This window comes from Frondihabitans sp. 762G35 (assembly GCF_002074055.1).
Taxonomy (GTDB): Bacteria; Actinomycetota; Actinomycetes; order Actinomycetales; family Microbacteriaceae; genus Frondihabitans.
Map to the genome: position 1 here is coordinate 1,143,855 of NZ_CP014619.1, position 24,113 is coordinate 1,167,967.

Genomic DNA, 24,113 nt, shown 5'->3' on the forward strand with positions numbered 1-24,113 from the left:
GATCACCGGGGGCCCTTCGTCGTGATCCGACGGGGGAGAGGTCAGAGGGAGCGCAGCACCGCGACGACCTTGCCCAGGATCTGCGCGTGATCGCCGACGATCGGTTCGAAGTTCGAGTTGCGGGGCAGGAGCCAGGTGTGCCCGTCCCGCTGCCGGAAGACCTTGACGGTCGCCTCGTCGTCGAGCATCGCGGCGACGATCTCGCCGTTCTCGGCGCTGTTCTGCTGACGGACGACCACCCAGTCGCCGTCGCAGATGGCCGCGTCGATCATCGACTCGCCGACGACGCGGAGCATGAACAGCTCGCCCTTGCCCACGAGGGTGCGGGGGAGCGGCATGACGTCCTCGACCTGCTGCTCGGCCGTGATGGGCACACCGGCGGCGATCCGTCCGACGAGGGGGACGCGGGCGGTCGTGCTGTCGTCGTCGTCGTAGCGCACGATCGTCGGCTCGGGGACGACCTTGTCCGGGTCCTCGAGCAGGACCTCCAGCGCCCGCGGCCGGTTCGGGTCGCGGCGGATGGCGCCGGCCAGCTCCAGCTGGTTGAGCTGGTGCGTCACGCTCGACAGAGAGGCGAGGCCGACGGCGTCGCCGATCTCGCGCATGCTCGGCGGGTAGCCGCGGCTCGCGATGGAGTCGCGGATGGCCGTCAGGATCAGGGTCTGCTTGGCGGTCAGCGGCTTGCGCTCCCGCTCCGCCGGCTTCGCGATGGTCGCCTCGCTCATGTGTCTCCCGCCCTGGTCGATGTTCTCTCCGCCGCGTGATCTCCGCTGCGTGATCTCCGCTGCGTGCTCTCCGCCGCCCGTCTCGACGGACGAGACGCGAATGTCGGTGGTCGATGCTTCACTCGTCCTACCGATCGAAACTGTATCCGGTCCCACCTGACGTAACAAACACATGTTCGAGTGTGTCGCGTGTTTTTTTCGTCTTTTCCGACCGGAACGTCTTGAAATCGGTCTCGTTCGAAGATATGTTCGGAACACGTCTTCGTGCCCGGCAGTCCCGGCCGAGTGTCGGGCACGAAGACCACCCTCATCTCCGGCGGCGGAATCCGCAGGAGAGGGCACCACGAAAGGACACCCCATGAGCGCCACGATCACAGCCTTCCCCCGCAGCTCCAGCCGCGCCGGCCGCGGCCCGGTCACCGCCTCGCGTCCTGCCTCGGGTCGCGCCGTCTACTTCACGCCCGACGAGAGCCTCGTCGGTGCGGGTCAGCGCGCCACGTCCGAGCAGCCGGCCGCCCGGCAGGCGACCGCCGCACAGAACGACGCCGTGCACGGCGTTCCCCGGCCGCACCTCCACATCACGCGACGGGGCCGCGTCGTCCTCACGCTCCTCACCGTCGTCGGCGTCCTCGTCATCATGGCCAGCTTCCTCCTGGCCGGCCAGGGTGCCGTCGCGACGTCCACCGCCGGTGACACGCACTTCCAGGAGGTCACCGTCGCCTCCGGCGAGACGCTCTGGCAGGTCGCCCAGGAGGTCGCGCCGGCCGCCGATCCCCGCGACGTCATCGCCGACATCTCGAGCCTCAACAACCTCGACGGCTCGCAGGTCCAGGCCGGTCAGACGCTCGCGATCCCGACGAAGTACACCCGCTGAGCCGGTCTGCCGAGCCCCGGCCCTCCGGCCGCTGCCTCGGGGCCGCGGTAACGCGCCTCCTGCGGCCCGTAAAATAGCCGGGTGGCTACCTCTCTCGACGACCTGCCCCTTCGCGACGACCTCCGTGGCCAGTCGCCCTACGGCGCACCTCAGAAGAAGGTGCCCGTCGCACTCAACGTCAACGAGAACACGCATCCCATTCCGGAGGATGTCGCCCGCGACATCGTCGAGTCCGTCGCCGCGGCCGTCCTCGAGGTCAACCGCTACCCCGACCGCGAGTTCACGCTCCTGCGGCGGTCGCTGGCGGCCTACCTCGGTCACGGGCTGACCCCGGAGCAGATCTGGGCGGCGAACGGGTCGAACGAGGTCATCCAGCAGATCCTGCAGGCCTTCGGCGGCCCGGGGCGTCGGGCCCTCGGATTCCCGCCCACGTACTCGATGCACTCCATCATCACGCGCGGCACGGGCACGGAGTGGGTCGAAGGGGGCCGCGACGAGGGCTTCCGGATCTCCCCGGAGACGGTCGTCCGCGAGATCGAGCGGACCGACCCCGACATCGTGTTCCTCTGCGGGCCGAACAACCCGACGGGCACGCCGCTCGACATCGCGACCGTCGAGGCCGCCTATGCGGCCACGCGGGGGATCGTCATCGTCGACGAGGCCTACGCCGAGTTCATGCCGGCCGACATCCCGTCGGCGCTGACGCTCCTGCCGGGGCGCGAGCGGCTCCTGGTCTCCCGGACCATGAGCAAGGCGTTCGCCTTCGCCGGCGCCCGCGTGGGCTATCTGGCCGCGGACCCCGCGGCCATCGATGCGCTGCGACTCGTGCGCCTTCCCTATCACCTCTCCTCGCTGACGCAGGCGGCCGCTGTGGCGGCGCTCCGTCACGCCGACGAGATGCTGGCCATGGTCGACGACATCAAGGGCCAGCGCGACCGCATCGTCGCGCGGCTCGAGGAGCTCGGCTACACGCCGTGGCCGACGTGGTCGAACTTCGTCCTCTTCGGGGGAGTCGACGACCCGAACGCCGTGTTCGAGAAGCTGCTCGAGCGCGGGATCATCGTCCGCGACCTCGCCATCCCCGGGCATCTCCGCGTCAGCGCGGGCACCGAGGCCGAGACGACCGCGTTCCTCGACGCGATGAGCGACATTAGGCTCGGAGCATGACCGACCAGACCGGCCCCGCGCCGCGCACCGCCACGGTGTCCCGCACGACGAGCGAGTCGAGCATCGAGCTCAGCCTCGACCTCGACGGCACCGGGTCCTCCTCGATCGACACGAGCGTGCCCTTCTACGACCACCTCCTCACGGCGCTGTCGAAGCACTCCCTGATCGACCTGACCGTCCGAGCGACCGGCGACACCGACATCGACGTCCACCACACGGTCGAGGACATCGGGATCGCCTTCGGAGTGGCCCTCCGGCAGGCCCTCGGCGACAAGAGCGGCATCGGCCGGTACGGCGACGCGCTCGTCCCTCTCGACGAGGCGCTCGTCCAGGCCGTGGTCGACGTGTCCGGCCGGCCCTACCTGGTGCACACGGGCGAACCGGAGGGGTTCGAGTTCCACCTCATCGGCGGTCACTTCACCGGTTCGATGGTCCGCCACGTGTTCGAGGCGATCGCCTTCAACTCCGGCCTCACCGTGCACGTCCGCGTGCTCGGCGGTCGCGATCCGCACCACATCGCGGAGGCGGAGTTCAAAGCGTTCGCGCGTGCCCTCCGCGCGGCCGTCCAGCCGGACTCGCGAGTCAGCGGCATCCCGTCCACCAAGGGCGCGCTGTGACCCTGGCGAAACCGCGCGTGGCCGTGCTCGACTACGGCAGCGGCAACGTCCACTCCGCCATCAAGGCGCTCGAGCTGGCCGGTGCCGACGTCGAGTTGACCGCCGACAGCGCCCGAGTGGCCGCCGCCGACGGGCTGTTCGTGCCGGGGGTCGGCGCCTTCACGGCGGTGATGGCGCAGCTCGAGACCGTGCGCGGTGCCGAGAAGATCGATCGTCGCCTGGCCGGCGGGCGTCCCGTCCTCGGCATCTGCGTCGGCATGCAGGTCCTTTTCGATCGCGGCGTGGAGCGCGGTGCATCGCGCGAAGGCCTCGGCGAATGGCCCGGCACCGTCGAGCAGTTGAAGGCCGACGTACTGCCCCACATGGGCTGGAACACCGTCGACGCTCCTGCCGACTCGACGCTCTTCGAGGGCGTGCGCGACGAGCGCTTCTACTTCGTGCACTCCTACGGTGTCCAGGAGTGGACCCTCGACGGGCACGGCGCCCGCAAGGCCCCGCTGGTCACGTGGGGTGATCACGGTGGCCCGTTCGTCGCGGCCGTCGAGAACGGTCCGCTCTGGGCGACGCAGTTCCACCCCGAGAAATCGGGTCGACCGGGCATCCGGCTGCTCGGCAACTGGCTCGAGACCCTCTAGTCGCGACCGGGAGGCGTCGCGAACCGCGTCGGCCTCCTCCCCAGCACCCTCCCTTCTCCGCCATCTCCGGCATGACCTGAAAGCCCTCATGAGCGAGTTCGCCACCACCCCGCCCCTCACCCTGCTCCCCGCCGTCGACGTCGCCGACGGCAAGGCCGTCCGCCTCACCCAGGGCGAGGCCGGCACGGAGACCAACTACGGCGACCCCGTCGACGCGGCCGCGGACTGGCAGGAGCAGGGCGCCGAGTGGCTCCACCTGGTCGACCTCGACGCCGCCTTCGGGCGCGGCAGCAACCGATCGGTCATCAAGCGCGTGATCAAGCAGGTCCAGGGGCTCCACGTCGAGCTCTCGGGCGGCATCCGCGACGACGCGTCCCTCGAGGAGGCGCTCGAGACCGGCGTCCGGCGGATCAACCTCGGCACGGCCGCCCTCGAGAACCCCGAGTGGGCCGCCCACGTCATCTCGCAGTACGGCGACGCCATCGCCGTCGGGCTCGACGTCCGCGGCACCACGCTCGCCGCCCGGGGGTGGACCCGCGACGGCGGCGATCTGTGGGAGGTCCTCGACCGCCTCGAGGACGCAGGATGCGCGCGCTACGTCGTCACCGACGTCACCAAGGACGGCACCCTCCAGGGCCCCAACCTCGATCTCCTGAAGCAGGTGGCGAAGCGCACCGATCGCCCCGTCGTCGCGTCCGGCGGCATCTCCAGTCTCGACGACCTGGTGGCCCTCCGGGAGCTCGTCCCCGCCGGCGTCGAAGGTGCGATCGTCGGCAAGGCGCTCTACTCGGGAGCCTTCACGCTCGCCCAGGCCCTCGACGTCGCCTCGCGCTGATGTCGGACCACGGGCAGGGGGCGCCCGGGGAACCGGGCGACAGCGCCGGTCAGCCGTGGGCCGGTCGCACCTTCGCGGCCCACGACACGGCGTACGCCGGTGACGACGGATCGGCCGACCCGCGGCTCCTGCGGGCCCTGACGTCGTTCGGTGCCGGCGAGGTCGGCGAGAACGTGGTGGTCGACGCCCTCCGGCCGGCGCGCCTGCTCATCCCGCTCGTCGCCCACGCGGGCGAGGAGGGCGAGAACGAGCACGGCGTCCGGGTCGACAAGACGCAGGAGCTCGCCATCGTGACCGTGCGCGGTCCCGACGGCCGCGACGTGCTGCCCGCCTTCACGTCCGTCGACACGCTGCGGGCGTGGGATCCGCGTGCGCGCCCCGTCCCCGCCGATGCCCGCCGCATCGCCCTCGCCGCGGCGGCCGAGCGCACGGAGCTCCTCGTCCTCGACCCCGCGTCCGCGACGGAGTTCGGCGTCCGCCGCCCCGCCCTGTGGGCGGTGGCGCAGGACCTCCCGTGGGAGCCCTCCTACGCCGACGACGACGTCGCCCGCGCCTTTCTCCGAGGCACCGCGCAGGAGCCGCAGATCACCTCCCTGACGATCGCCCCCGGTTCCGCTCGGGCGAGCCTGGTCGGCACGGAGGTCGTGGTCTCGCTCGGGATCGTCCCCGGCCTCGACCGCGTCGCCCTGCAGCAGCTCCTGGCACGGGTCCAGGGTGGCTGGACCGCCGACGAGCTGATCGCCGCGCGCGTCGACAGTCTCGCCGTGAAGCTCGTCGCCGCCGGCTGACGCCGCCGCTGTGCAGCTGCGGTCGCTGCGCGCCCGTGGCCGCTGCGCGCCCGCACCTCCACAACACGCCGCTCACCTTCGTTCGTGAGCGGCAAGTCCTGGAGTCTCGGGTCGGCTCAGGCCCCGCGCGCACGCCGCACCTCCACGACACGCCGCTCACCTCGAAAGGTGAGTGGCGAGTCGTGGAGGTACGGCTCCGTCATGGAGCCACCGCACCGCACCTCCACGACACGCCGCTCACCTTCGCGAAAACGCGCCGATCGTGGAGTCTCGCATCGGCTCCTGCTCCACGCGCACGCCGAGACTCCACGACACGCCGCTCACCGCGAAAGGTGAGTGGCGAGTCGTGGAGTCTCGCGAGACGCGACAGCACGCAACACGGAGCGAGACGCAAGCCCACGGGACGCGACCCGACCCCGCGAACCGCCCCGCCGCACGCCGCCCCTAGTTGACCGGCCCCGTGTACTTCTCGCCCGGCCCCTGCCCGACGGCGTCGGGGATGGGCGACGCCTCACGGAACGCGAGCTGCACCGTGCGGAGCCCGTCGCGCAGGGCGCGCGCGTGGACGTCGCCGACCTCGGGTGCCGCCGCCGTCACGAGACCCGCGAGGGCGGTGATGAGCTTGCGCGCCTCGTCGAGGTCGGTCTGCGTCTCGGGGGAGTCGGCGAGGCCCACCTTGACGGCGCTCGCGCTCAGGAGGTGGACCGCCACGGTGTTGATGATCTCGACCGCGGGGACGTCCGCGATGTCGCGCTCGGCGTCGACCTCGTCGACACCGTCGCCGACGTGGTCGTAGGGGGAGGTGTGCTGGGGAGGGGTGTCGCTCACGTGCTGTTCCTCTGCTAGACTTTTCGAGGCTACGGGGACTTGTGCCCCGTTACGAAAGTGGAGATTCTCCCACCCGCGCTTGACCGTTCGACTAGGTTACCGGGTTGTTGTGCCCCGCTCCGACAGGAGCTTCCTTCCGAGGGAGCGACCCGACGAGCAGCAACAAGGGCGCTGTGTGCCGATCCTGCGCGAGCAGTGTGCGGCACTTGATTTCCTCTTTCGCCCCTGCGGCCAACCGCCGCAGGCTCCGTGCAGAAAAAGAGGAGTCCCGCATCAGCGATCCCCGTACCAACGACCGCATCCGCGTCCCAGAGGTCCGACTCGTCGGTCCCGCCGGCGAGCAGGTGGGCGTCGTTCCCATCGCCATGGCCCTGCGTCTCGCGCAGGAGGCCGACCTGGATCTGGTCGAAGTTGCACCGAACTCGAAGCCGCCCGTGGCGAAGATCATGGACTACGGCAAGTTCAAGTACGAGGCGGCCCAGAAGGCCAAAGAAGCACGTCGCAACCAGGCCAACACGATCCTCAAGGAGGTTCGCTTCCGGCTGAAGATCGACACTCACGACTACCAGACCAAGCTCAAGCGCGCGGAGGGCTTCCTCCAGGCGGGCGACAAGGTCAAGGCCATGATCCTGTTCCGCGGCCGCGAGCAGTCGCGCCCCGAGCAGGGCGTGCGTCTGCTCCAGCGTTTCGCGGAGGACGTCGCCGAGTTCGGCACCGTCGAGAACAACCCCACGATCGACGGCCGCAACATGGTCATGGTCATCGGTCCGCTGAAGAACAAGTCCGAGGCGAAGGCCGAAGCAGAAGCCCGCAAGGTCGCCAACAAGGCGCCCAAGCACCCCGCACCCGCCGCGGCTCCCGCCGAAGCGGAGAAGACCACCGAGGCTCCGGCCGAGTAATCGGTTCACCTCGCACCGCCAGGTCGACATCTGGTGGTCTCCGAAGAAGAAAGTACGACTATGCCCAAGATGAAGACCCACTCCGGCTCCAAGAAGCGGTTCAAGGTCACCGGTACCGGCAAGATCATGAAGCAGCAGGCCGGTATGCGTCACAACCTCGAGGTGAAGTCCTCCAAGCGCAAGGCCCGCCTCAACACCGACCAGGTGCTGTCGAAGGCCGACAGCAAGGTCATCAAGAAGCTTCTCGGCCGCTGAGCCGTCGACCACGTAAAGGAATAAGAAGATGGCAAGAGTCAAGAGGGCTGTAAACGCCCACAAGAAGCGTCGCGTCATTCTCGAGCGCGCCGAGGGTTACCGCGGCCAGCGTTCGCGTCTGTACCGCAAGGCCAAGGAGCAGGTCACCCACTCCCTCGTCTACTCGTACCGTGACCGCCGTGCGAAGAAGGGCGAGTTCCGTCGCCTCTGGATCCAGCGCATCAACGCCGCGTCCCGTGCGAACGGCCTGACCTACAACCGTCTCATCCAGGGTCTCGCCCTGGCCGGCGTCGAGGTCGACCGTCGCATCCTGGCCGATCTGGCCGTCAACGAGCCCGCCACCTTCGCCGGCCTCGTCGCCACCGCCAAGGCCGCCCTTCCCGCCGACACGTCGGCCCCGAAGGTCGACGCGCCGTAGAGCTCGTCCGCCGCGACGGCCGACGGACGACGTCGGCCGTCGCGGCACCCCTCTCGTCGTCCGGGTGCGGGGCCTGTCCTCTAGACTTGCTCCGTGCCCGGCGACCAGATGATCGACAACCCGCGTTCGCCTCGAGTGCGTGCGGTGGCCAAGCTGGCCAAGCGAGACGCCCGGTCCCAGACCGGGCTCTTTCTGTTGGAGGGTCCCCAGGCGGTGACCGAGGCCCTCACGTTCCGGCCCGAACTCGTGGTCGAGCTGTTCGCGACGCCCACCGCGCTCGAGCGCTACACCGAGCTCGCGCAGACGGCGCTCGACGCCGGCGTCGACATCGAATTCGTAAGCGAAGACGTCCTCTCCGCGATGGCCGACACGGTCACCCCGCAGGGCCTCGTGGCGGTCTGCCGCCAGTTCCCCACGAGCGTCAAAGACATCTTCGGGGCCGACGGCGACGACGCGCCCAAGCTCGTCGCCATCCTCGAGGAGGTCCGCGATCCCGGGAACGCGGGCACCATCATCCGCGCCGCCGACGCCGCCGGTGCCGACGCCGTCATCATGACCGGCCGGAGCGTCGACCTCTACAACCCGAAGGTCGTCCGCGCGACGACCGGGTCCCTGTTCCACGTGCCGGTCGCGATCGGGATCGATCTCGCCGGCGTCCTCCGTCGCTGCGCCGAGGCGGGTCTCCAGATCCTGGCGGCCGACGTCAAGGGATCAGATCTCCTCGAGGCGCGCCGCAAGGGCGTCCTCGCCGCGCCGACCGCCTGGCTGTTCGGCAACGAGGCCCGGGGCCTGACCGACGAGAACCTCGCGCTGGCCGACCGGGCCGTGGTCGTCCCCATCTACGGTCACGCCGAGAGCATGAACCTCGCCACGGCAGCGAGCGTCTGCCTGTACGAGAGCGCCTTCGCGCAGCGCTGACCCGGGCATCCTGCCCTCGACGCGGCGGCGAAGTCGCCGGCTCGACGCGGCGATGGCACGCAGGAGGCACGGAGCGGGTGCTCCGACTCGGTAAGATCGGTTCTCGTGTCAGACTCGCCAGCCATCACCGAGGCCTCCGTCGAGAGTGCCGTCGCGGCTGCGCTCGAAGCCGTCGCCGCAGCCCGCTCCGTCGCCGATCTGAAGGCCGCCAAGAGCGACCACGTGGGGGAGTCGTCGGCCCTGGCTCGGATGAACGCCGGGCTCCGGGCCCTGCCGAACGACCAGAAGGCCGCCGCCGGCAAGCTCATGGGTGCCGCTCGCGGTCGCGTCAACCAGGCCGTCGCCGCGCGCGAGACCGCGCTGGCCCAGGCCGAGGAGGCCGCCCGCCTCGAGTCGGAGCGCATCGACGTCACCGCGCTTCCCCGGCGTCGCCGCCAGGGCGGACGACACCCGCTGAGCCTCCTCCAGGAGAAGATGGGCGACATCTTCGTCGGAATGGGGTGGGAGATCGCGGAGGGGCCCGAGATCGAGCACGAGTGGTTCAACTTCGACGCGCTCAACTTCGACGCCGATCACCCGGCCCGTGCGCTCCAAGACACGTTCTTCGTCGACCCGGTCGAGCGCCACGTCGTGCTCCGCACGCACACCTCTCCCGTGCAGATCCGCGCGCTCCTCGGCCGCGAGCTGCCCGTCTACATCGTCGCGCCCGGTCGCACGTTCCGCACCGACGAGCTCGACGCGACGCACACGCCCGTCTTCTCGCAGATCGAGGGGATCGCCGTCGACAAGGGCCTCACGATGGCCCACCTGCGCGGAACCCTCGAGCACCTCGCGCGCCAGATGTTCGGCGAGGAGGCCCAGATCCGCCTGCGGCCCAACTACTTCCCGTTCACCGAGCCGAGCGCCGAGATGGACGTCTGGCAGCCCCACGCCAAGGGCGGCGCGCGTTGGATCGAGTGGGGTGGCTGCGGCATGGTCAACCCGAACGTGCTCCGCTCGGCGGGCATCGACCCCGAGGTCTACCAGGGCTTCGCGTTCGGGATGGGGATCGAGCGGACCCTCATGTTCCGCAACGACCTGACCGACATGCGCGACATGGTCGAGGGCGACGTGCGGTTCAGCGAGCAGTTCGGCATGGTGGTCTGATGCGCGTCCCCCTCAGCTGGCTCGGCGAGTTCGTCGACCTCCCCGACGACGTCTCCCTCGAGCACGTCCACGCATCCCTCGTCTCCGTCGGGTTCGAGGAGGAGGACGTCCACCTCGGCGACGTCACCGGTCCCGTCGTCGTGGGCCAGGTCCTCGAGTTCACGCCGGAGCCCCAGAGCAACGGCAAGACGATCAACTGGTGCCGCGTCGCGGTCGGTCCCGATTTCGCGACGAACGACGACGACGTCCGGGGCATCGTCTGCGGTGCGCACAACTTCCGGGTCGGCGACAAGGTCGTGGTGACGCTTCCGGGGGCCGTGCTGCCCGGGCCGTTCCCGATCGCAGCGCGCAAGACCTACGGTCACGTGTCCGACGGGATGATGGCGTCGACCCGCGAGCTCGGCCTCGGCGACGAGCACGACGGCATCCTGGTCCTCGGCGAGCTGGGCCTCGACCCCGAGATCGGGACCGACGCCGTCGCCCTGCTCGGCCTCGACGACGCCGCCGTCGAGATCAACGTCACGCCGGATCGGGGCTACGCCCTGAGCATCCGGGGTGTGGCCCGCGAGTACTCGCACGCCACGGGCGCCGCCTTCCGCGACCCCGCCTCCGCCGTCAGCCCGGTGGCGCGCGACGGATTCCGGGTCACCATCGCCGACGACGCCCCCATCCGGGGCGTCGACGGGGTCACGACGTTCACCACGGCGGTCGTCCGCGGCATCGACGCGACGACGCCGACGCCGCCCGCGATCCGATCCCGCCTCCGGCTCGCCGGCATGCGCTCGATCTCGCTCCCCGTCGACATCACGAACTACGTCATGCTCGAGCTCGGTCAGCCGCTGCACGCCTACGATCTCCGCGCCGTCGCGGGTGGTCTCACGGTGCGACGGGCTGCTCCGGGGGAGCGCCTGACCACCCTCGACGACGTCGACCGCGCTCTCGACCCCGAAGACCTGGTCATCGCCGACGACGAGGGGCCGATCGGCCTCGCCGGCGTCATGGGCGGTGCCCGCACCGAGGTGTCCTCCGCCACGACCGACGTCGTCATCGAGGGCGCGAGCTTCGAGCACGTGTCGATCGCCCGGTCGGCCCGTCGGCACAAGCTGCCCAGCGAGGCGTCCCGGCGCTTCGAACGCGGCGTCGACCCGCTCGTCGCCGCGGCCGCCGTCGAGCGCTGCGTCCAGCTCCTGGTCGAGCTCGCAGGAGGCACGGCCGACGCCCTCGGATCGTCCTACGACGCCTCCGTCCCGCCCTCGGCCGTGTTCCTCCCGACCGAGCGCGCCGCGAATCTCATCGGTGTCGACTACACGCCGGAGGAGGTCGAGGAGAGCCTCATCGCCATCGGTGCGACGCTGGAGAACGCCGACGGCGGGTGGACCGTCGTGCCGCCGAGCTGGCGGAGCGACCTCACGACCGACGCCGACCTCGTCGAGGAGGTGGCGCGGATCACCGGATACGGCCGCATCCCGTCCGTGCTCCCCGTCGCGCCTCCCGGTCGCGGCCTGACCCGGGAGCAGCGCCTCAAGCGCGCCGTCTCGGCGAGCCTCGCCGCCGCCGGGTTGACGGAGGTGTTCGCCTACCCGTTCGTCTCCTCGGTGCGGAATGCCGCGTTCGCCCCCGTGCACGGCGGCGCGTCACCCGTGTCAACCGTCCGCCTGGCCAACCCGCTGGACGTCGACGCGCCGGAGATGCGGATGTCGCTCCTGCCCGGCCTCCTCGACGTCGCGCGCCGCAACCTGGCCCGGGGCTTCGCCGACATCGCCCTCTACGAGACCGGCGCGGTCTCGTTCAGCCGCGGTCCGATCGGCACCGACTCCATCCCGGTCGGGGGCTCGCGCCCCGGCGCGGACGACCTCGCGGCGCTCGATGCGAGCCTCCCGGAGCAGCCCCACCACCTCGGCATCCTGGTCGTCGGGTCCGCGGTCGACCGTCAGCCGGGCCAGGCGTCCGTCCCGGCCGACCTCGCCGACGTCCTCGACGACGCCCGGGTCGCGGCCCGCGCCGTGGCCGCCGGGCTGACCGTGCGCCAGGGCTTCCACCCGGCGCTCCACCCGGGGCGCGCCGCCGACCTGCTGGTCGGCGACGAGGTCGTCGGCTTCGCCGGCGAGCTCCTGCCCCAGGTGGCCCTCGATCTCGACCTGCCCCGCCGCGTCGTCGTCGCGGAGCTCGACGTCGACCGCCTCATCGCTCTGGCCCGGCAGGAGCCGTCGCTCGAGGCGATCTCGTCCTACCCGGTAGCGACCCAGGATCTCTCTCTGGTGGTCGGGGCCGATGCTCCTGCCGGCGAGGTCCTCGACACCGTCGTCGAGGGGGCCGGTCCGCTCCTCGAGCAGGCGCGCCTCGTCGACGACTACCGGGGTGAGGGCCTTCCGGAGGCCGCGAAGTCGCTGACGTTCGCGCTGCGATTCCGTGCGCCCGACCGCACTCTCACCCAGGCGGAGGCCTCCGAGGCCAAGCAGGGGGCCGTCCGGCTGGCCGGCGAGCGATTCGGGGCGACGCTCCGCGACTGAACCGTCGCGTGGCGTCGCCGCCCCGATCCCGTCCAGCCGAACATTAGGGTAGAAGAATGCCTTTGTCCGTCGCCGTCGCAGGCGCAAGCGGTTACGCCGGTGGGGAACTCCTCCGCCTCCTCAGCGCGCATCCCGAGTTCGAGGTGACCACGGTCACCGCCTTCACCAACGCCGGCGTGCCGCTCATCGCGGCCCAGCCCCACCTCCGATCCCTGGCGCACCTCACCCTGGTCGAGACGAACGCCGCGAACCTCTCCGGGCACGACGTCGTCTTCCTGGCGCTGCCGCACGGCAAGTCGGGGGAGATCACCGCGCAGCTCGACGAGGGCACCCTCGTCGTCGACTGCGGGGCCGACCACCGACTGACCGACGAGGCCGACTGGGCCTCGTTCTACGGGGGCGACTTCTACGGCGCCTGGACCTACGGGCTCCCCGAGATGCTCCGCGCCTCGTCGACGAAGCAGCGCGACGAGATCGTCGGAACCCGGCGCATCGCCGTCCCCGGCTGCAACGTCACCGCGATCACGCTGGGCCTGGCTCCGGGGGTGGCGTCGGGGCTCGTCGAGGTCGACGACATCGTCGCCGTCCTCGCGGTGGGCCCGAGCGGTGCCGGCAAGGCTCTCAAGCCGCACCTCCTCGCGAGCGAGCTCATGGGGTCCGCCTCGGTCTACGGGGTCGGAGGCAGCCACCGGCACGTCCCGGAGGTTCAGCAGAACCTCCGGGCCGCGGGCGGCTCCGACGTCCGGTTGTCGTTCACTCCCGTCCTCGTGCCCATGGCGCGGGGGATCCTCGCGACGACGACGGCCCGTCTGGCGCCGGGCGTCACCGAAGCCGACCTCCGCACGGCCTGGGAGCTCGCCTACGCCGACGAGCCGTTCGTCCACCTCCTGCCCGCGGGCGAGTTCCCGCGCGTGGCCGACACGCTCGGCGCCAACAGCGCCCTCATCGGTCTGGCGGTCGACGAGGCCGCGGGTCGCGTCGTCGTCGTCACCGCCCTCGACAACCTCGTGAAGGGCACGGCCGGAGCCGCCGTCCAGTCGGCCAACATCGCCCTCGGCCTCGCCGAGACCCTGGGCCTCACCGCAGACGGAGTCGCACCGTGAGCGTCACAGCAGCACAGGGATTCGAGGCGGCCGGAGTCACGGCGGGCCTCAAGACCTCCGGTACCCCCGACGTCGCCCTCGTCGTCAATCGCGGCCGGAGCGACGCGGTCGCAGCCGTCTTCACGAGCAACCGCTCGAAGGCGAACCCCGTCATCTGGTCGCAGCAGGCCGTGGCCGACGGGCACGCCCGAGCCGTCGTCCTCAACTCGGGCGGAGCGAACTGCTTCACCGGCGCGTTCGGCTTCCAGACGACGCACTCGACCGCGGAGGCCGTGGCCGAGGCGCTCGAGCTCTCCGCCGGCGACGTCGTGGTGTGCTCCACGGGTCTCATCGGGGTGGGCGACCAGACGTTCCGAGACAAGGTCCTGGCAGGATCCCGCGCCGCCGCCTCCGCGCTGACGACCGACGGCGGGCTCGACGCCGCCACCGCGATCATGACCACCGACACGCATCCCAAGCAGGCGGTCGTGGAGGGCGCGGGCTGGTCGGTCGGCGGGATGGCCAAGGGCGCCGGTATGCTCGCCCCCGGTCTCGCCACCATGCTGGTCGTGTTGACGACCGACGCCGACGTCCCGTCCGCGCAGCTCGACGCGAGCCTCCGCGAGGCGACCCGCGTGACGTTCGACCGCCTCGACTCCGACGGCTGCATGTCGACGAACGACACCGTCGTCCTCCTCGCGAGCGGTGAATCCGGCGTGGTCCCGTCCGCGGAGGAGTTCGGGCGGGCGGTCACGGCCCTCTGCCGCGACCTCGCCGAGCAGCTCCAGGCCGACGCCGAGGGAGCCTCGCACGACATCGTCATCGAGGTCGTCGGTGCGGTCGACGAGAACGACGCGGTCGAGGTGGGCCGGTCCATCGCGCGCAACAACCTCTTCAAGGCCGCCGTCTTCGGCAACGATCCCAACTGGGGCCGCGTGCTGGCGGCGATCGGCACGACGAGCGCCGCGTTCGACCCCTACGACGTCGACGTCTCCATGAACGGCGTCCGCGTCTGCTCCCAGGGCGCGCCCGATCGGCCGAGCGACGAGGTCGACCTCACGGCGCGCCGGGTCCACGTCCTCGTCGACCTGAAGTCGGGCGACGCCGAGGCCACGATCCTCACGAACGATCTCACGCACGACTACGTGCACGAGAACAGCGCGTACTCGAGCTGACGGGGCGAGGGATGGATACCGAACAGGCGATCGCCGCGGTCAAGGCCGCCACGCTGATCGAGTCGCTGCCGTGGCTCAAGCGCTACGCGGGCAAGGTCGTCGTGGTGAAGTTCGGCGGGAACGCCATGATCAACGACGACCTCAAGCGCGCCTTCGCCGAAGACATGGTCTATCTCCGGCACGTCGGCCTCCACCCGGTCGTGGTGCACGGAGGCGGCCCGCAGATCTCCGCCGCGCTGAAGGCGGCCGGTATCGAGAGCGAGTTCCGCGGCGGCTACCGCGTCACGACGACGGAGGCGATCTCGGTCGTCCGCGAGGTCCTCGCCGACGAGGTGAACGCCGAGATCGTCGATCTCATGAACGAGCACGGCGACCTCGCCCGCGGCGTCTTCAGCGACGGCACCGACCGCGCGCGGCTCTTCCAGGGTCACAAGCGCGGCGTCGTCGTCGACGGCGAGACCTTCGACCTCGGCCACGTCGGCGACATCACGAGCGTCGATCCCTCCGCGGTGATCGCGGAGATCGAGGCGGGCAGGATCCCCGTGGTCTCGTCGATCGCGGTGAACGACGTCGATCCCGACTCGGCCCTCAACGTCAACGCCGACGCCGCGGCCGCGGCGCTGGCGATCGCGCTGCACGCCTCCAAGCTCGTGATGCTCACCGACGTTCCCGGCCTCTACGCCGACTGGCCCGACCGGACATCCCTCGTCGCCCTGATCACGGTCGACGAATTGACCGAGCTGCTGCCGCGGCTCGAGTCGGGCATGATCCCCAAGATGACCGCCTGCCTCGACGCCGTCGTCGCGGGCGTCGGGGGCGCGACCATCATCGACGGTCGCATCCCGCACTCCATCCTCCTCGAGGTCTTCACCCAGCGCGGTGCCGGCACCGAGGTCATTCCGAACGAGAAGAAGAGAGGACAGTCATGACCACGACCCCCATTTCGACACACGAAGGCCAGTGGCAGCGCCGTTTCGGTGATTCGCTCATGAAGTCCTTGGCGACTCCGAAGGTGATGCTCGAGCGCGGCTCCGGCTGCGAGGTGTGGGACGTCGACGGGAAGCGCTATCTCGACTTCCTGGCCGGCATCGCCGTCAACGCGCTCGGCCACGCCCACCCCGTCCTCGTCGAGGCGCTGTCGAAGCAGGCCGCGACCCTCATCCACGTCTCCAACTACTTCGCGACGCCGTCCCAGGTCGAGCTCGCGGAGCGCCTCAAGCGCATCTCAGGAGCGGGCGACCGCGGCCGCGTCTACTACGGAAATTCGGGTGCCGAGGCGAACGAGGCGGCCTTCAAGCTGCTGCGGCTGAACAAGGGAGACGGGTCGCGCACGCGCATCCTGGCTCTCCAGTCGTCGTTCCACGGCCGCACGATGGGCGCTCTCGCACTCACCGGGAAGCCCTCCCTCCGTGAGCCCTTCGAGCCGATGCTCCCGGGCGTCGAGCACATCGACACGACCATCGAGGCTCTCGAGCAGGCGATGGACGACCGGGTCGCCGGCATCGTCATCGAGCCGATCAAGGGCGAGGCCGGCGTCGTCGACCTTCCCGAGGGCTTCCTGCAGCGCGCCCGCGAGCTCACGACCGAGCACGGTGCGCTGCTGATCCTCGACGAGATCCAGACCGGCATCGGGCGCACGGGAACCTGGTTCACCTTCCAGCAGCTCGGCGTCGTCCCCGACGCCATCACGGTGGCCAAGGGCATCGCCGGCGGTGTTCCGATCGGCGCCCTCATCACCTTCGGCGACACCTCCGACCTGTTCGAGGCGGGCCAGCACGGCTCGACCTTCGGCGGCAACCCGCTCGCGACGACGGCGGCGAACGCGGTCCTCGGCGAGATCGAGTCCGCGGGCCTCCTCGAGAACGCGGCCCTCCGGGGTCGGCAGCTCCGGGAGGCCATCGCGACGATCGACTCGCCCCTGGTGGCGGAGATCCGCGGTCGCGGCCTGCTCATCGGCGTGGGCCTCGCCGAGCCGATCGCGAACGAGGTCTCCGCCCGGGCGCTCGACGCGGGCCTCATCATCAACGCCGCCAACGACTCCAGCATCCGCATCGCGCCGCCCCTCATCGTCGGGGACGCCGCGATCGAGGAGTTCCGGGCGATCTTCGCCTCCGTCCTGAAAGGTCTCGAATGACCAGGCACTTCCTCCGCGATGACGATCTCAGCCCCGCCGAGCAGGGCGCGATCCTCGATCGCGCCGTCGCTCTCAAGGCGGACCGCTTCAGCGAGCGTCCCCTGGCCGGCCCTCAGACGGTCGCCGTGATCTTCGACAAGTCGTCGACCCGCACGCGGGTCTCGTTCGCCGTCGGGATCGCCGACCTCGGGGGAGTGCCGCTCATCATCGCCACCGCGAGCAGCCAGCTCGGCGGCAAGGAGACCCCGAGCGACACGGCTCGCGTGCTCGAGCGCCAGGTCGCCGCGATCGTGTGGCGCACCTACGGGCAGGCGGGCCTGGAGGAGATGGCGGAGGGGACCACGGTCCCGGTCGTCAACGCCCTCAGCGACGACTTCCACCCCTGCCAGCTCCTCGCCGACCTCCTGACGATCCGCGAGAAGAAGGGCGCTCTCGCGGGGCTGACCGTCGCGTTCGTCGGCGACGGCCGCTGCAACATGGCGCAGTCCTACCTCCTCGCGGGCACGACGGCGGGGATGCACGTGCGCGTCGCCGCGCCGACGGAGTTCACCCCCGACGCGCAGGTCGTGGCCGACGCCCAGGCCATCGCCGAGGGCACGGGCGGTTCCGCGACGATCCTCACCGACGCCGTCGACGCGGTCCGCGGGGCCGACGTGGTGGTCACCGACACGTGGGTCTCGATGGGCAAGGAAGACGAGAAGGCGCACCGCGTCGCGACGTTCGGCAGCTACAAGGTCGACCAGGCGCTCATGGCCCGAGCCGACGCCGAAGCGATCTTCCTGCACTGTCTCCCGGCCGACCGCGGGTACGAGGTCGAGGCCGACGTCATCGACGGCCCCCGGAGCGTCATCTGGGACGAAGCGGAGAACCGCCTCCACGCCCAGAAGGCGCTGCTGGCCTGGCTGCTGGAGCAGGAGAAGTGAGCGACCCGACCGGAACCGCCGAGCCGACCGGCACGGGCTCGCGCGCGGCCGAGGCGGGCGCCCTCTGGGGCGGCCGCTTCGCCTCCGGCCCGAGCCCCGAGCTGGCGGCTCTGAGCAGGTCGACGCACTTCGACTGGCAGCTCGCCCCCTACGACATCGCGGGGTCCCGGGCGCACGCGGCGGCACTCGCCGACGCGGGGTACCTGACGGCTCCCGAGCTCGAGGGCATGCTCGCGGCCCTCGACACGCTCGAGGAGGGGGTCCTCTCCGGGCGCCTCGTCGCCGACGACTCCGACGAAGACGTCCACTCGGCGCTCGAGCGGCATCTCATGGCCATCGCGGGTCCGGAGCTCGGCGGGCGCCTCCGCGCGGGCAGGAGTCGCAACGACCAGATCGCCACGCTGGTCCGGCTCTATCTGCGCGACCATGCGCGCGTCATCGCTCACCAGGTCGTCGGGCTCGTGGACGCCATCGTCGGGCAGGCCACGAAGCACGATCGCGCGGTCATGCCGGGCCGGACCCACCTGCAGCACGCGCAGCCGGTGCTCCTCGCGCACCACCTCCTGGCGCACGCCTGGCCGCTCGTCCGCGACCTCGAGCGCCTCCGCGACTGGAAGCGGCGCGCCTCGGCGTCCCCCTACGGCGCCGGTGCGCTGGCGGGGAGCTCCCTCGGGCTCGATCCCGCCCTGGTCGCCCGCCGGCTCGGCTTCGACCGCACGACCGAGAACTCGATCGACGCGACGGCCAGCCGCGACGTCGTCTCCGAGTTCGCGTTCGTGACGGCGTCGATCGGCGTGGACGTCTCCCGTCTGGCCGAGGAGGTCATCCTCTGGTCGACGCGCGAGTTCGGCTTCGTGAGGCTGCACGACGCCTATTCGACGGGCTCGTCGATCATGCCTCAGAAGAAGAACCCCGACATCGCCGAGCTCGCGCGGGGCAAGTCGGGCCGGCTCATCGGCAATCTGACGGGCCTCCTGGCCACCTTCAAGGGTCTCCCGCTCGCGTACAACCGCGACCTGCAGGAGGACAAGGAGCCCGTCTTCGACACGGTCACTCAGCTCGAGGTGCTCCTGCCGGCCTTCGCCGGGATGATCGCCACCCTCGAGTTCGACGAGGAGCGCCTCGCGGAGCTCGCGCCGCAGGGCTTCTCGCTCGCGACGGACGTCGCCGAGTGGCTGGTCCGCCAGGGAGTCGCCTTCCGTGACGCCCACGAGATCTCGGGCGAGCTCGTCCGGCTCTGCGAGCAGCACGGCCTGGAGCTCGACGAGCCGACCGACGAGCAGTACCTCGGCGTCTCCGAGCACCTCACCCCGGGCATCCGGCCGGTGCTGACCGTCGAGGGATCGATAGCGAGTCGCAACGGCGTCGGGGGGACGGCGCCCGAGCGGGTCGCCGAGCAGCTCGGCCATCTGACCGCTCAGGTCCGCGATCTCGTCGCCGACCTCGACCCGAAGGCGGTGTGACATGGCTCGCACCCCGCGACAGGGCCGATCGCCCCGCTCGTACCCGTGGCTCCTGCCGACCGTGATCGTCATCGCCGTCCTCGTGGTCGTCGGCGCGATCGTCTGGTCGATCGCCACGGGGCAGCGCTTCGTCTGATCGGTCCGTGACCGACGTGTCCTTCCCGACCGGGACCGCGCTCGAGGTGGCCCCCCGCCTCCTCGGCGCGGTCTTCCGGGTGGGGGAGGTGGCTGTCCGTCTGACCGAGGTCGAGGCCTACGGTGGCGAGGGGCAGGATCCCGGATCCCACGCCTACCGCGGGCGCACCGCCCGCAACGCCAGCCTCTTCGCCGCACCCGGAACCCTCTACGTCTACCTGTCGTACGGAATCCACCGCTGCGTGAACGTCGCGTGCGGGGAGGAGGGCGAGGCGTCCGGCGTCCTCCTCCGTGCCGGCGAGATCGTCGCCGGCATCGATCTCGCGCGCGCGCGACGACCGACCGCGAACTCCGACGCCGAGCTGGCGCGCGGCCCGGGCCGCCTCGGGACGGCCCTCGGCATCGAGCTCTCCGACGACGGCGCCGCCTCCGACACGCCCCCGTTCTCGCTCGTCCTGCCGACGGGGCCCGTCGGTCCGATCGTCGAGGGGCCCCGGGTCGGGGTCGCAGGAGTCGCGGGAACGATCGCATTCCCCTACCGCTTCGCCCTCGAGGCGGACCCGACCGTGTCGGCGTATCGCCCGGCCGTGACGAGGCGCCGCCGGTAGACTTCCGCGGGTGACGAGCACATCTCCGGCCGCTGTTCCGGCCCCCCAGCGAAACGATCCATCCTTCGACACCGTCTGGGACGAGATCGTCTATCGGGGCCTCGTGCACGTCTCGACCGACCAGGATGCCCTGCGCCAGCTCCTCGCCGGTGAGCCGATCACCTACTACTGCGGCTTCGACCCCACGGCCGAGAGCCTCCACCTCGGCAATCTCGTCCAGCTTCTCCTGCTGCGCCGCCTCCAGCTCGCCGGGCACCGGCCGATCGGGCTCGTGGGCGGGTCGACGGGGCTCATCGGCGATCCCCGACCGACGGCGGAGCGCGTCCTGAAGTCGCGGGAGCAGACGGCCGAGTGGGTCTCGAAGATCCGCGTGCAGGTCGAGAAGTTCCTCCCGGCGGGCGGCGACAACGGTCTCCGCGTCGTCAACAACCTCGACTGGACGGAGCCCCTGTCGGCCATCGAGTTCCTCCGCGACATCGGCAAGCACTTCCGCGTCAACTCGATGCTCAAGAAAGACGCGGTCTCCGCGCGATTGAACTCCGACGCCGGCATCAGCTACACCGAGTTCAGCTACCAGATCCTGCAGGGGCTCGACTTCCGGGAGCTCTACCGCACCTTCGACTGCGTCCTCCAGACGGGGGGAAGCGATCAGTGGGGCAACCTCACCAGCGGTACCGAGCTGATCCGCCGGACCGAGGGGGTCTCCGTCCACGCGATCGGCACGCCTCTCATCCTGAACTCCGACGGGACGAAGTTCGGCAAGAGCGAGGGCAACGCCGTCTGGCTCGACGAGCGGCTCACGTCGCCCTACGCCTTCTACCAGTTCTGGCTCAACCAGGACGACGCCGACGTCGTCGACCGGCTCAAGGTCTTCACCTTCCTCAGCCGGGTCGAGATCGACGAGCTCGCGACCCAGGTCGCGGAGAGACCGTTCACGCGGGATGCCCAGAAGCGACTCGCCTTCGAAGTGACGTCTCTCGTGCACGGTCTCGACGCCACGCGGGCGGCCATCGACGCATCGGCCGCGCTCTTCGGCCAGGGCGACCTGGCGGCTCTTCCCGCGGAGGTCCTGTCCGCTGCCGTCGACGAACTTCCTCACAGCGAGGTCCCCGCGGACACGACGGTGGCTCAGGCCTTCGTCGCCACGGGGTTGGTCGCGTCCCTGGGTGCCGCCCGTCGGGCTGCCGCCGAGGGAGGCGTGTACGTCAACAACGAGCGGATCACCGACGAGGCGACGCTCGTGATGTCCCTGGCACTCCACGGTCGGCACGCCGTCCTCCGTCGGGGCAAGAAGACCCTCGCTGCGGTCACGATCGCCGTCTAAACGGTCCGCGCCGCCCCGACCCCCGAGTTTCCGGGGGAGAGAGGCGCGACACGCCCGGGATGCAAGCGCGATTTGCCCGACCCGCAGGCCGCCCGTAATGTATCTACCTGTCACCCCAAAGGTTCGGAAAGCGGAAGAGCTGCCGGCCTCAAGTTGGGGACATCTTCCCGGAACATCGTCTGGAAAGACAGTGTCTGGCCCTCTTGCAGGGGTCATCGTCCGTGTGTAGGATTGCAAGGCTCCACTCCTCAGGAACTCTCTTCGGAGGGTCACCTGAACGCGATCGGCTTCGTCCGATCGAAGTCTCGTCTGATGTCTCTGACATCTCTTGACGGGGCCCGAAGGGGTGGTTTAGGTTCTGATTTGCTTTCGTGCTGTTTGGTCTTTGTGGCTGGGTGGGCGGGGTGCGTTTGGTCCTTGAGAACTCAACAGCGTGCACATTGTCAAATGCCAAAGTTTTACCTCGGCATCTGCTTGTCCTTTCATCGCGTTCGTGGTGGGGGGTTGGTGGGTGTTGGGTTTCTTTGAGATTGAAATGGACAACAATCGTCAGATTGTTTTTGTTCTTTTGGTCAGCATCAAACTTGCTGCGATCGGCCTTTTTCCGGTTGGTTGTGGTGTTTTTCTTTTACGGAGAGTTTGATCCTGGCTCAGGACGAACGCTGGCGGCGTGCTTAACACATGCAAGTCGAACGATGATCCCCAGCTTGCTGGGGGGATTAGTGGCGAACGGGTGAGTAACACGTGAGTAACCTGCCCTTGACTCTGGGATAAGCGTTGGAAACGACGTCTAATACCGGATATGACTCCTGGCCGCATGGTCTGGGGGTGGAAAGATTTTTTGGTCAAGGATGGACTCGCGGCCTATCAGGTAGTTGGTGAGGTAATGGCTCACCAAGCCGACGACGGGTAGCCGGCCTGAGAGGGTGACCGGCCACACTGGGACTGAGACACGGCCCAGACTCCTACGGGAGGCAGCAGTGGGGAATATTGCACAATGGGCGAAAGCCTGATGCAGCAACGCCGCGTGAGGGACGACGGCCTTCGGGTTGTAAACCTCTTTTAGTAGGGAAGAAGGGAGCTTGCTCTTGACGGTACCTGCAGAAAAAGCACCGGCTAACTACGTGCCAGCAGCCGCGGTAATACGTAGGGTGCAAGCGTTGTCCGGAATTATTGGGCGTAAAGAGCTCGTAGGCGGTTTGTCGCGTCTGCTGTGAAATCTGGGGGCTCAACCCCCAGCCTGCAGTGGGTACGGGCAGACTAGAGTGCGGTAGGGGAGATTGGAATTCCTGGTGTAGCGGTGGAATGCGCAGATATCAGGAGGAACACCGATGGCGAAGGCAAATCTCTGGGCCGTAACTGACGCTGAGGAGCGAAAGCATGGGGAGCGAACAGGATTAGATACCCTGGTAGTCCATGCCGTAAACGTTGGGAACTAGATGTAGGGGCCATTCCACGGTTTCTGTGTCGCAGCTAACGCATTAAGTTCCCCGCCTGGGGAGTACGGCCGCAAGGCTAAAACTCAAAGGAATTGACGGGGGCCCGCACAAGCGGCGGAGCATGCGGATTAATTCGATGCAACGCGAAGAACCTTACCAAGGCTTGACATATACCGGAAACGTCCAGAGATGGTCGCCCCGCAAGGTCGGTATACAGGTGGTGCATGGTTGTCGTCAGCTCGTGTCGTGAGATGTTGGGTTAAGTCCCGCAACGAGCGCAACCCTCGTTCTATGTTGCCAGCACGTTATGGTGGGAACTCATAGGAGACTGCCGGGGTCAACTCGGAGGAAGGTGGGGATGACGTCAAATCATCATGCCCCTTATGTCTTGGGCTTCACGCATGCTACAATGGCCGATACAAAGGGCTGCAATACCGTAAGGTGGAGCGAATCCCAAAAAGTCGGTCTCAGTTCGGATTGAGGTCTGCAACTCGACCTCATGAAGTCGGAGTCGCTAGTAATCGCAGATCAGCAACGCTGCGGTGAATACGTTCCCGGGCCTTGTACACACCGCCCGTCAAGTCATGAAAGTCGGTAACACCCGAAGCCAGTGGCCCAACCTTTTGGAGGGAGCTGTCGAAGGTGGGATCGGTGATTAGGACTAAGTCGTAACAAGGTAGCCGTACCGGAAGGTGCGGCTGGATCACCTCCTTTCTAAGGAGCATGTACCTGCCCTGCTGTTTACACAGGGATCAACGGGTCAAGTCACACCGAACCGAATGTGTTCGGGTGGCGCTCATGGGTGGAACATTGACAGTGGCCTTCTTCCGAAGGTTCTTTCTTCTAGTACGACTCCTTTCGGGGGGTTTGGAACGGCGGAGGGGCTGGGTGGGGTGGGCGTGCACGTTGTTGGGTCCTGAGGGACCAAACACCGGGGGCTCTTTGAGTCGTCGGGGTTGAATCCTCAAGCGGACCAGGTCTGAGAAGCTTTGTGCTTCGAGGAGTTGGTGTCGCCCGTTTTTTGAGAACTACACAGTGGACGCGAGCATCTTGAACGCGTGTGAACGATCAGGGTCGCCTTTCGGGGTGGCTCAGGTTGTTGGCAGGTGTTCGAGTGCAATTTCTTCCCCAGCCGGCTTGCCGGTTGGGGTAACGAGATAACACTGATTTACCGCGTCAAGTGGCGCCGCCTTCGGGTGGAGCCTTCTTGTCGTG

General features: G+C 69.1%; 23 protein-coding genes and 1 rRNA gene. 22 read left to right on the forward strand and 2 right to left on the reverse strand.

The window, feature by feature from the left end; translation table 11 throughout:
• Positions 1 to 41: 41 nt before the first annotated feature.
• Positions 42 to 725, reverse strand: coding sequence for a transcriptional repressor LexA (lexA, locus tag AS850_RS05605; protein ID WP_119868232.1), 684 nt, complete (start codon positions 723 to 725; stop codon positions 42 to 44).
• A 358-nt stretch (positions 726 to 1,083) separates the two neighbouring features.
• Between lexA and AS850_RS05610 the strand changes: the two genes are divergently transcribed.
• The 6 genes from AS850_RS05610 to AS850_RS05635 all read left to right on the forward strand — a co-directional run bounded on the left by AS850_RS05610 (position 1,084) and on the right by AS850_RS05635 (position 5,641).
• On the forward strand, positions 1,084 to 1,599 hold the full coding sequence (locus AS850_RS05610; protein ID WP_119868233.1) for a LysM peptidoglycan-binding domain-containing protein: 516 nt from the start codon (positions 1,084 to 1,086) through the stop codon (positions 1,597 to 1,599).
• An 81-nt stretch (positions 1,600 to 1,680) separates the two neighbouring features.
• The gene (locus tag AS850_RS05615) at positions 1,681 to 2,766 is read left to right on the forward strand and encodes a histidinol-phosphate transaminase (RefSeq protein ID WP_119868234.1); all 1,086 of its coding nucleotides are present in this window, start codon (positions 1,681 to 1,683) and stop codon (positions 2,764 to 2,766) included.
• Complete coding sequence (gene hisB / locus AS850_RS05620; RefSeq protein ID WP_119868235.1) at positions 2,763 to 3,383, forward strand: imidazoleglycerol-phosphate dehydratase HisB; 621 nt, start codon at positions 2,763 to 2,765, stop codon at positions 3,381 to 3,383. The genes AS850_RS05615 and hisB overlap by 4 nt, the downstream gene beginning before the upstream one ends.
• A gap of 2 nt (positions 3,384 to 3,385) precedes the next feature.
• On the forward strand, positions 3,386 to 4,018 hold the full coding sequence (hisH, locus tag AS850_RS05625; RefSeq protein ID WP_119870151.1) for an imidazole glycerol phosphate synthase subunit HisH: 633 nt from the start codon (positions 3,386 to 3,388) through the stop codon (positions 4,016 to 4,018).
• Positions 4,019 to 4,106: 88 nt separating this feature from the next.
• Entirely contained in the window at positions 4,107 to 4,853 is a 747-nt protein-coding gene (gene priA / locus AS850_RS05630; RefSeq protein WP_119868236.1) for a bifunctional 1-(5-phosphoribosyl)-5-((5-phosphoribosylamino)methylideneamino)imidazole-4-carboxamide isomerase/phosphoribosylanthranilate isomerase PriA, read from the forward strand.
• Positions 4,853 to 5,641, forward strand: a complete 789-nt coding sequence (locus AS850_RS05635) for an SseB family protein (protein WP_119868237.1) — start codon at positions 4,853 to 4,855, stop codon at positions 5,639 to 5,641. The genes priA and AS850_RS05635 overlap by 1 nt, the downstream gene beginning before the upstream one ends.
• 444 nt (positions 5,642 to 6,085) lie before the next feature.
• On the opposite strand, the gene AS850_RS05640 is transcribed toward AS850_RS05635, so the two are convergent.
• Positions 6,086 to 6,469 carry a DUF1844 domain-containing protein gene (locus AS850_RS05640; protein WP_119868238.1) on the reverse strand — a complete coding sequence of 128 codons (384 nt, stop codon included), beginning with the start codon at positions 6,467 to 6,469 and terminating at the stop codon, positions 6,086 to 6,088.
• A gap of 272 nt (positions 6,470 to 6,741) precedes the next feature.
• Here AS850_RS05640 and infC point away from each other — a divergent pair, with 272 nt between their 5' ends.
• The 16 genes from infC (at position 6,742) to AS850_RS05715 (ending at position 23,612) form a co-directional block, all read left to right on the forward strand.
• Positions 6,742 to 7,368, forward strand: a complete 627-nt coding sequence (gene infC, locus AS850_RS05645; RefSeq protein ID WP_119870152.1) for a translation initiation factor IF-3 — start codon at positions 6,742 to 6,744, stop codon at positions 7,366 to 7,368.
• Between the two features lie 60 nt (positions 7,369 to 7,428).
• Positions 7,429 to 7,623, forward strand: a complete 195-nt coding sequence (rpmI, locus tag AS850_RS05650) for a 50S ribosomal protein L35 (RefSeq protein ID WP_066279155.1) — start codon at positions 7,429 to 7,431, stop codon at positions 7,621 to 7,623.
• 28 nt (positions 7,624 to 7,651) lie between these two features.
• Positions 7,652 to 8,041, forward strand: a complete 390-nt coding sequence (gene rplT / locus AS850_RS05655; RefSeq protein WP_119868239.1) for a 50S ribosomal protein L20 — start codon at positions 7,652 to 7,654, stop codon at positions 8,039 to 8,041.
• A 108-nt stretch (positions 8,042 to 8,149) separates the two neighbouring features.
• Positions 8,150 to 8,959, forward strand: coding sequence for a TrmH family RNA methyltransferase (locus tag AS850_RS05660; protein WP_119870153.1), 810 nt, complete (start codon positions 8,150 to 8,152; stop codon positions 8,957 to 8,959).
• A gap of 105 nt (positions 8,960 to 9,064) precedes the next feature.
• The gene (pheS, locus tag AS850_RS05665; RefSeq protein ID WP_119868240.1) at positions 9,065 to 10,105 is read left to right on the forward strand and encodes a phenylalanine--tRNA ligase subunit alpha; all 1,041 of its coding nucleotides are present in this window, start codon (positions 9,065 to 9,067) and stop codon (positions 10,103 to 10,105) included.
• Positions 10,105 to 12,615: a phenylalanine--tRNA ligase subunit beta gene (gene pheT, locus AS850_RS05670; protein WP_119868241.1), complete on the forward strand. Its 2,511-nt coding sequence runs from the start codon at positions 10,105 to 10,107 to the stop codon at positions 12,613 to 12,615. Before pheS ends, pheT begins: the two co-directional genes overlap by 1 nt.
• Before the next feature lie 56 nt (positions 12,616 to 12,671).
• Positions 12,672 to 13,718, forward strand: a complete 1,047-nt coding sequence (gene argC, locus AS850_RS05675; protein WP_119868242.1) for an N-acetyl-gamma-glutamyl-phosphate reductase — start codon at positions 12,672 to 12,674, stop codon at positions 13,716 to 13,718.
• Positions 13,715 to 14,872 (forward strand): bifunctional glutamate N-acetyltransferase/amino-acid acetyltransferase ArgJ, encoded by a 1,158-nt coding sequence (gene argJ / locus AS850_RS05680; RefSeq protein WP_119868243.1) that lies wholly within the window; start codon positions 13,715 to 13,717, stop codon positions 14,870 to 14,872. Before argC ends, argJ begins: the two co-directional genes overlap by 4 nt.
• A gap of 11 nt (positions 14,873 to 14,883) precedes the next feature.
• Positions 14,884 to 15,801: an acetylglutamate kinase gene (gene argB, locus AS850_RS05685; protein ID WP_119868244.1), complete on the forward strand. Its 918-nt coding sequence runs from the start codon at positions 14,884 to 14,886 to the stop codon at positions 15,799 to 15,801.
• Entirely contained in the window at positions 15,798 to 17,006 is a 1,209-nt protein-coding gene (locus AS850_RS05690; protein ID WP_119868245.1) for an acetylornithine transaminase, read from the forward strand. The genes argB and AS850_RS05690 overlap by 4 nt, the downstream gene beginning before the upstream one ends.
• Positions 17,003 to 17,929 carry an ornithine carbamoyltransferase gene (gene argF, locus AS850_RS05695; RefSeq protein ID WP_119868246.1) on the forward strand — a complete coding sequence of 309 codons (927 nt, stop codon included), beginning with the start codon at positions 17,003 to 17,005 and terminating at the stop codon, positions 17,927 to 17,929. Before AS850_RS05690 ends, argF begins: the two co-directional genes overlap by 4 nt.
• Positions 17,926 to 19,392: an argininosuccinate lyase gene (argH, locus tag AS850_RS05700; protein ID WP_119868247.1), complete on the forward strand. Its 1,467-nt coding sequence runs from the start codon at positions 17,926 to 17,928 to the stop codon at positions 19,390 to 19,392. Before argF ends, argH begins: the two co-directional genes overlap by 4 nt.
• Position 19,393: 1 nt before the next feature.
• Positions 19,394 to 19,528, forward strand: coding sequence for a hypothetical protein (locus tag AS850_RS16920; protein WP_257788672.1), 135 nt, complete (start codon positions 19,394 to 19,396; stop codon positions 19,526 to 19,528).
• Between the two features lie 7 nt (positions 19,529 to 19,535).
• Complete coding sequence (locus AS850_RS05705; RefSeq protein ID WP_119868248.1) at positions 19,536 to 20,135, forward strand: DNA-3-methyladenine glycosylase; 600 nt, start codon at positions 19,536 to 19,538, stop codon at positions 20,133 to 20,135.
• Between the two features lie 10 nt (positions 20,136 to 20,145).
• Positions 20,146 to 21,459 (forward strand): tyrosine--tRNA ligase, encoded by a 1,314-nt coding sequence (gene tyrS, locus AS850_RS05710; RefSeq protein ID WP_119868249.1) that lies wholly within the window; start codon positions 20,146 to 20,148, stop codon positions 21,457 to 21,459.
• Between the two features lie 627 nt (positions 21,460 to 22,086).
• Positions 22,087 to 23,612, forward strand: a 16S ribosomal RNA gene (locus AS850_RS05715).
• The last annotated feature ends 501 nt before the right edge of the window (positions 23,613 to 24,113 follow it).

Excerpts from the sequence above, each read along its gene's own strand:
- AS850_RS05610 (WP_119868233.1), top strand. The coding sequence starts at position 1,084 with ATGAGCGCCACGATCACAGCCTTCCCCCGCAGCTCCAGCCGCGCCGGC.
- AS850_RS05635 (WP_119868237.1), top strand. The coding sequence starts at position 4,853 with ATGTCGGACCACGGGCAGGGGGCGCCCGGGGAACCGGGCGACAGCGCC.
- AS850_RS05660 (WP_119870153.1), top strand. The coding sequence starts at position 8,150 with ATGATCGACAACCCGCGTTCGCCTCGAGTGCGTGCGGTGGCCAAGCTG.
- lexA (WP_119868232.1), bottom strand. The coding sequence starts at position 725 with ATGAGCGAGGCGACCATCGCGAAGCCGGCGGAGCGGGAGCGCAAGCCG.
- argB (WP_119868244.1), top strand. The coding sequence starts at position 14,884 with ATGGATACCGAACAGGCGATCGCCGCGGTCAAGGCCGCCACGCTGATC.
- priA (WP_119868236.1), top strand. The coding sequence starts at position 4,107 with ATGAGCGAGTTCGCCACCACCCCGCCCCTCACCCTGCTCCCCGCCGTC.
- hisB (WP_119868235.1), top strand. The coding sequence starts at position 2,763 with ATGACCGACCAGACCGGCCCCGCGCCGCGCACCGCCACGGTGTCCCGC.
- rplT (WP_119868239.1), top strand. The coding sequence starts at position 7,652 with ATGGCAAGAGTCAAGAGGGCTGTAAACGCCCACAAGAAGCGTCGCGTC.
- AS850_RS05690 (WP_119868245.1), top strand. The coding sequence starts at position 15,798 with ATGACCACGACCCCCATTTCGACACACGAAGGCCAGTGGCAGCGCCGT.
- pheT (WP_119868241.1), top strand. The coding sequence starts at position 10,105 with ATGCGCGTCCCCCTCAGCTGGCTCGGCGAGTTCGTCGACCTCCCCGAC.
- argF (WP_119868246.1), top strand. The coding sequence starts at position 17,003 with ATGACCAGGCACTTCCTCCGCGATGACGATCTCAGCCCCGCCGAGCAG.
- AS850_RS16920 (WP_257788672.1), top strand. The coding sequence starts at position 19,394 with ATGGCTCGCACCCCGCGACAGGGCCGATCGCCCCGCTCGTACCCGTGG.
- argC (WP_119868242.1), top strand. The coding sequence starts at position 12,672 with ATGCCTTTGTCCGTCGCCGTCGCAGGCGCAAGCGGTTACGCCGGTGGG.
- rpmI (WP_066279155.1), top strand. The coding sequence starts at position 7,429 with ATGCCCAAGATGAAGACCCACTCCGGCTCCAAGAAGCGGTTCAAGGTC.